The 6,367-nt window shown below is 45.1% G+C and carries 7 protein-coding genes; 3 read left to right on the top strand and 4 right to left on the bottom strand.

Translation table 11 applies throughout. From position 1 onward, the window contains the following. Positions 1 to 242: 242 nt before the first annotated feature. A complete protein-coding gene (locus tag KQI79_RS24590) occupies positions 243 to 1,790 on the top strand; it encodes a DHA2 family efflux MFS transporter permease subunit (protein WP_216540959.1) in 1,548 nt (515 codons plus the stop codon). Between the two features lie 180 nt (positions 1,791 to 1,970). On the opposite strand, the gene KQI79_RS24585 is transcribed toward KQI79_RS24590, so the two are convergent. The 4 genes from KQI79_RS24585 to KQI79_RS24570 are packed head-to-tail and all read right to left on the bottom strand — an operon-like array spanning position 1,971 to position 4,653. After that, complete coding sequence (locus KQI79_RS24585; protein ID WP_216540958.1) at positions 1,971 to 2,519, bottom strand: hypothetical protein; 549 nt, start codon at positions 2,517 to 2,519, stop codon at positions 1,971 to 1,973. Positions 2,520 to 2,531: 12 nt separating this feature from the next. Beyond that, a complete protein-coding gene (locus KQI79_RS24580; RefSeq protein WP_216540957.1) occupies positions 2,532 to 3,134 on the bottom strand; it encodes a hypothetical protein in 603 nt (200 codons plus the stop codon). Positions 3,135 to 3,147: 13 nt separating this feature from the next. Then, complete coding sequence (locus KQI79_RS24575; RefSeq protein ID WP_216540956.1) at positions 3,148 to 4,056, bottom strand: hypothetical protein; 909 nt, start codon at positions 4,054 to 4,056, stop codon at positions 3,148 to 3,150. Between the two features lie 15 nt (positions 4,057 to 4,071). Further along, positions 4,072 to 4,653: a C39 family peptidase gene (locus tag KQI79_RS24570; RefSeq protein WP_216540955.1), complete on the bottom strand. Its 582-nt coding sequence runs from the start codon at positions 4,651 to 4,653 to the stop codon at positions 4,072 to 4,074. 270 nt (positions 4,654 to 4,923) lie between these two features. On the opposite strand from KQI79_RS24570, the gene KQI79_RS24565 reads away from it, so the two are divergent. Beyond that, positions 4,924 to 5,556 (top strand): RNA polymerase sigma factor, encoded by a 633-nt coding sequence (locus KQI79_RS24565; RefSeq protein WP_367398239.1) that lies wholly within the window; start codon positions 4,924 to 4,926, stop codon positions 5,554 to 5,556. Next, positions 5,549 to 6,334, top strand: coding sequence for a DUF4367 domain-containing protein (locus tag KQI79_RS24560; RefSeq protein ID WP_216540953.1), 786 nt, complete (start codon positions 5,549 to 5,551; stop codon positions 6,332 to 6,334). Before KQI79_RS24565 ends, KQI79_RS24560 begins: the two co-directional genes overlap by 8 nt. Positions 6,335 to 6,367 lie beyond the last annotated feature (33 nt).

Raw genomic sequence — 6,367 nt, 5'->3', positions numbered from 1 at the left:
ATTCCGGAAAGTCCAGTCCCAAATTTATTTTTCAAAGATCAACTGGAAATTTTGAAGGCGGCCGCCAGTCCCCTAGGGGACTGGAAGTAAACTCAAAACTGCCTTCAAGAAATACTATATGAGGAGGAGTTACTATGCGGCAAAAAACATTGGCAATCCGGGCAGACATTCAAGGGGGTAGCGCATCAGTCGCCCTGTAAACTGCGTGAAATCCCCTTACGATCCGGAAGGGGAATACAAATTTGATTACCAATGAAACGGTAGAAGCAAGGAAAACCGAACACGCAGGCAAAAGAAGATGGCTGGTCGTGATCGGACTATTTTTTGGATTGCTGTTTACGGAAATGGATGAAACGGTGATCAATACGGCTTTGCCGACGATCGTTCGCGAATTGGGCGGACTGTCGTTGTATGGATGGGTGTCGGCCATCTATCTGCTGGCGCTTACGTTAAGTTTGCCGATCATGGGCAAATTGGCGGACGTTTATGGCAGAAAACGAGTCTACTTATGTTCGATGAGCTTGTTTGTGGCCGGTTCTTTATTCAGCGGCTTTGCGCATTCCATGACGGAGTTGATTGTATTTCGCGGAATACAAGGCATCGGCGGCGGCGGTTTAATTCCGCTGGCCAGCGTCATTGTAGCCGACTTGTTCCCGATCGAGCAGCGCGCCAAAATCCAGGGATTTTTCGGCAGTTTGTTCGTCGTCGTTACGGCGGCCGGGCCGGCCATAGGCGGCTTGCTGACCGAGCATATCGATTGGCGTTGGATCTTTTATATGAACATTCCTTTCGGGCTGACTGCCGCCGTTCTTATTGCCGCGGGGCTGAAGGAATCGAAAGGCGACAGCAATACGCGGGAAGGCATCGACTGGGCCGGAGCGCTGCTGATCGTGGCGGGGCTTGTTCCGCTGTTGCTGGCAACCGTCCTGACGGGACCGGGCTTCGGTTACACGTGGCGCTCCCCGCTCATCGCAGGCATGTTAATCTGGGGTGTCTTGGCGTTATGCTTGTTTATTCGGGTCGAGTACAAAGCGGCGAATCCCGTGTTGCCCCTATACCTGTTTCGCAACCGCACGGTCGCGATTGTGAGCGCGCTCGCGTTTTGCGTGAGCTTCGGGACGTTCGGCGTATTGACCTATATGCCTTTCTATGCCCAGAACTCGCTCGGCTTCTCGCCGACGGCCGCGGGATATTTGGCGGTTCCCATGGCGGTCGGAGTGATCGTCTCGGGTATGGCATTCGCCTATCTGGCCACCAAAGTACGGTATCGGACCCTGTTCGCGGCATCCCTCGTCGTGGCCGTAGCGGGCTCCTGCCTGCTGGCGAGCATGGACTTGAATATTCACGTTATACTTCCGTTCGTCTATGTACTGATCGCCGGACTCGGTCTCGGCATGGTCATGATGGGCAAAGAAACCGTCGTGCAAGAAATGGCGGATAAGAAGGACGTCGGCGCGGTAACGACTGCCGTCTCGTTAGTCTCGCAATTGGGCGCCGCCGTCGGCGTCAGCCTGCTCGGCGGCGTGTTGTCTTCGTCGGTGGCGAACCGGGTTGCGGAAATAGGGCAGGACTTGCCGCCCGATGAAAGCTTGCGTTTGGAGCGAATGATCGAGGGAGGCGTTCCGGACGGTTTGTCCGGTCCCCTTCTCCAGCAGGCGCAAGAAATGTACCAGTACGGTGTCCACCATATTTACATGGTTACATCGATTGTGCTTGGCGCCGCTTTTGTCTTCAGTTTGTTTCTCGGGAAAGGGAAATTAGGTTCCGATCGCTCGGGGAACGATGAATAGGTAAGAAAAACGCTCCACGGTTCGGTAAGTCGGCCGCAGGAGCGTTTTTTTCGTTTGAGAGGTCGCTGCTGTACGTAGTTGTTTCTTTATTTTATGTCGTCTGAGAGTGGTGCATATATTTTATCGGGGTAAAATATATGCACTTCGTTCAGAATGGAAATCGAAAACATACAAGCAATTTCAATTATAGTTTCTTTCGACTGTCGTCTTCCCTTTTTGATTGCAATAAATGTGAATCGTGACGCTGTTTTGAAAATCGCTGCCGAAAAATCCCGTTTTATATAGTTTAAACGTCGCTGTTCCATACGCGTAGGTAGGGGAAACGGATCCCGAATCTTTATCGGTCGTGTCGACGCGATATCCTGATTTGACTTCCCATGTTGAAGTACCCACATATTCGTTATTGTTCTTTTTTACTTTTACCAATGTTCCATCATAATCAAAGTAAACGGTAACCTTATGCCTACCCAGGACTTCGCCCGACGATTCAATATAAAAATAGCCTTCATATTGATCATGCGTCGTACTATAACCGCTAACGGTAAACACGGGTTCTTCCGAAAGGAAGCCAATGTATCCAATACCGTTTCCTAAGGTAACCTTAGTATCCGCCGATTGAATCATTTCTTCGGAAACAACGCTTACCGAATCCGAAGCGAACGAAGCGGTTGAAAATGAAAACATCAAAGCGAGTATCAAAAAAAGACTATACTTCCATTTTCCTATCATCGTTTTCCCCTCCTAACTTATATTTTTTTCAGTGTAATCCCCGCTAACCGTAATCACTCCGTTTTTGGTTCCCTTCACCTTAATTTCCGCACTATTGTCTTTCTTATTTTTTTTAAAAACTTCATACGTGCCGATTAACGTTTTATATCCCGATCCCGCTTCTTGGCTCGTTGCGCTGTTTCCCGACCAGTTGTCAAGCGCCGAATTGTGATAGGCATATTCCCCTGAAATTTTCACGGAACTCCCATCGCTTTCAAAGCTTCCCGCCAGACCGTACCGCGTAACGATGGTATCGGGATCTTCAATCAAATAAAAATGGCCTTTCACGCTGACATTTTTAGTCGTTGTAGCTGCCAATGCTTGATTCGATGACAATTCTAACACTAAAGTCGTACCAATTTCTTTCGAAACCGCTCCATTTACAGGTACGTAAATCTTTTCGCCGATGATGCCCCTTGGGCCTGTAGCGAAGTTGTTGCTTAACTCATTAGCATCGAATACAAACTGAAAAGAAAAAGCAAGTTCGTCATCTTTATTTCCCGAATATGCCGAAACAGGAAGCGCCAGTATCGCGAACAAACAAATCGTTATAAAAACAGTTAATAATTTCTTCATAACGCACCCTCCTTTAACTCTTCGTTTGAAATTTCCTATATACAACAAATGCAATGATCAAGATTGCAACCACACCAACACCTGCATAAATGAACAAGTTATCTTTCTTTGGGGCACTTTCCTGACCGATTGCCCCTGTCGCCACATCTTGATCGGCATCAGCCGGAAGCTGTTTCATGAAGCTTGCCACCTCATCGAAGCTGTAAGCGGTATTGGATTGCAGGTTGTTATAACTCGACAAGCTTTTTGAATCTATATTTTCCGGGGCTACCGGTTTACTGGTAAAGATAACTTGTTCGATCGCTTCGTCGACAAGCAGAATTACGGGAATTCTGACATTGGGGATTCCGCCGATCATGTATACCTCATTACTCGGGGTTTCGGCAGGCGAAATCTTATTCAAATGATCCATGTTATATTCAAAATAGTTGATATGCATCGGATAAGTCTTCACTCCCGCAACTTCCCAATTTCCCTCGTTTATTTCCGCATACTCAATTTGCTCGGGCGTTAATAACGGTTTGACATCGTCCGTCGCTTTTTTAACTCTGCTGATATTGACCATTATTGTGGACGAGTCGACGTAGATTGGAAGTTCCCACATATATTCGGCCGTTTCTAAACGGCGCTTGAGTTCTTCCTTCGTGTTCTCTATGCGAAACACATCCAAATCTACATATATTTTGACCGCATCGTCAAAATGAATATCGGATTGCGTTATTTCACGGTTTACATTGCTATCAGGTACCACCGAGTTGACAAACTGTACAATGTCATCCGCAAGATTTACAATCTGCTCTTGATCTTTCGAGTCTTTCAATTTTTCCCGGTTCACATCTTCCCCTCCAAAGGCAAAAGTAGCGCCATTCAAAGAAGAGCAGAGAAAGATGGCCATAAAAAGCGCCGCCATTAACTTTTTCATATCATGCACCCTCCCTTATTTAAGATAGATCGATTTTGTATACTTTCCTGTTCCGCTGGCGAGTGTCGTCCCCTTTACTAAGGCATCGTATTTATAATATTGATTGGAAATATCCTCCCATGGATCGACAGCATAGACTTTGCTATCCGTCGTATCATATCCTGCGGAAACCACCACATGCGCACCGCCGCTATTCCAATCGATCCACATCACCGAAGGATTGGCAGAATCAATTTGACTTTGAATTGTGGCGAATGAAAGAGGCGACGAACTGTCGGTAACCGTTACTTTATTTCCGCCGACCAGCTTGATGCCATTTTTTATGTTGGAGACCGTGCCCCCGACATTGGGATAATCTTTTCCTTTTTCCTGGAGAACAACATCCCATTGCGTTTTTGTCGTCGAACTATTTTTGTATTTCCCTACCATTTCGCTTGCGGCGGCCCAACACCAATTTGTTTTCGCTTGTTGTATTCTTGTGAGCGAAAGCGTCTTCGATGCGGCAGAAACGCCGGCAGAACCAACGAATAATGTGAAGCTCATAACAAATACAGCACATAAATACATGAGATGCTTCGATTTCAATTTCCTCATCATTCTTCCCTCCATAATCAATGTTTTACAAACTCAAAAACAAGCCGCTACTACGAATTAATGTCCCACCTCCTGTTCGACAACAGTTTTATCTTTTCAAGTGGTTCTTGCTGTCCAAATCGGGTTGCCGAGATCCGCACCAATACACTTTGGGCTTCATGAGCGAATCTCTACTACCATAACGATCTATCCCAAGCAAACATGACAAAAAATGTATAAGGTTCTTTTTTAATAGAAAAATCCATTAATGGAAAAAGGGAAATTATCATAAACATGAGGCGTTTTATATATGAAGAGAAAAAATCTGATCCAATCAAGGTGTTGGAGGTACATATGGAGCAATGGCTCACTTTCTTACGCAGCAATTTCCATTACCTGGACAACGCATCTCAAGAATTGATTTATCATTCATTCCGGGAATTGATCTATCATGACATTTATTTTTTGTTCAGGGATCATGGATTGGCCGAGGATGTCGTACAGGAATCTTTCTTAAAAGCAATTGAAAAAGCGCCTGGATTGGAAAATACAACAAATATGAAGGCATGGCTGAAGAGGGTGGCCCGGAATACCGCATTTGACATGTTGAAAAAAAATAAAAAATACCGGCATGTTTCCGATCTGGAACTCGTTAAAGAAGATGAGTTCTTCTACCCGACCGAGCAATTGGCTGTGGCCGATCAAGTCGAACGGCAAATTCATGACGAAACGCTTCACGATGCCCTTAATCAGTTGAATATAAAGTACCGGATTGTGTTGTTTTTCTTTTATATCGAGGAAAAATCATGTAAGGAAATTGCGGAGGAATTGCAAGTCTCAGAGCAAGCTATAGCCCAAATTCTGACAAGGGCGCGTAAGAAATTATTATATTACTTCTCGAGGAAATGGGTTGATCGAAATGAATAATGTAGAACAAGATGATCGCAAACTGAAAGAAATGCTGAAACATAACCACGCCAGTGTAGAAATCCCCAAAGGAAAGGAATCCTGGCTGCAAGTACAAGCCAAGTTAAAGAAAAGAAGTCGCCGTAAAATGTGGCTGCGACGAATAAAAATAAGTACGGCTGTGATCGCTTGTTCTTTTGTTATTAGTTTTTTTCTAAATTACAGTTTTCCTTCCGTTTATGCCACAATGGCCACATTATTCAAAAAGGTTCAGGGGGAACTGATAGAAATTTTCCATGAGGACCCGGAACAAGATTCTACACGTGCCAAAACTTTGCCTCCTGAGGAAGAACTGCATCTTTCCGACATTCATCCGGGCAGCAGCTTGCCTTTGGAGAAAACCGGCTTGGAAGATGCAAAAAATAAACTGGCTTTCACACTGCTGATTCCATCCTATATACCGGAAAAATTCAATCTAGACGCCGTATTTATTACAAAAGAAACAAGCGGCATGTATAATGATGTCTATTTAGAGTACATCGATCATCAAACAGGCGAGTTATTAAAAATCAGCCAACGAAAAATCGAAGGGAAAACGGGGGCGATAAAAACCGACATCAATCACAGTTCCGGGGATTTTTTTGACGTTTACGTAGGAGAATACCCTGCCATAGTATTCGTAGATCATCAAGGCAATATGGCAAGTTTGGAATGGTTGACCAAAGACCGAATCAAAGTTTATATATCCGGCCCGATCACGAAAGAAGACGTGATCAAGATTGGTCGATCTTTAAAGTAAAACGGACAAGGGGATTCCTTGTCCGTTTTTGCA

The sequence above is a fragment of the Paenibacillus sp. MSJ-34 genome, from assembly GCF_018918005.1.
In the GTDB taxonomy this organism is placed as follows: Bacteria; Bacillota; Bacilli; order Paenibacillales; family Paenibacillaceae; genus MSJ-34.
Note: the sequence above shows the minus strand (reverse complement) of the source record. Positions and strands in the feature narration are given on the sequence as shown.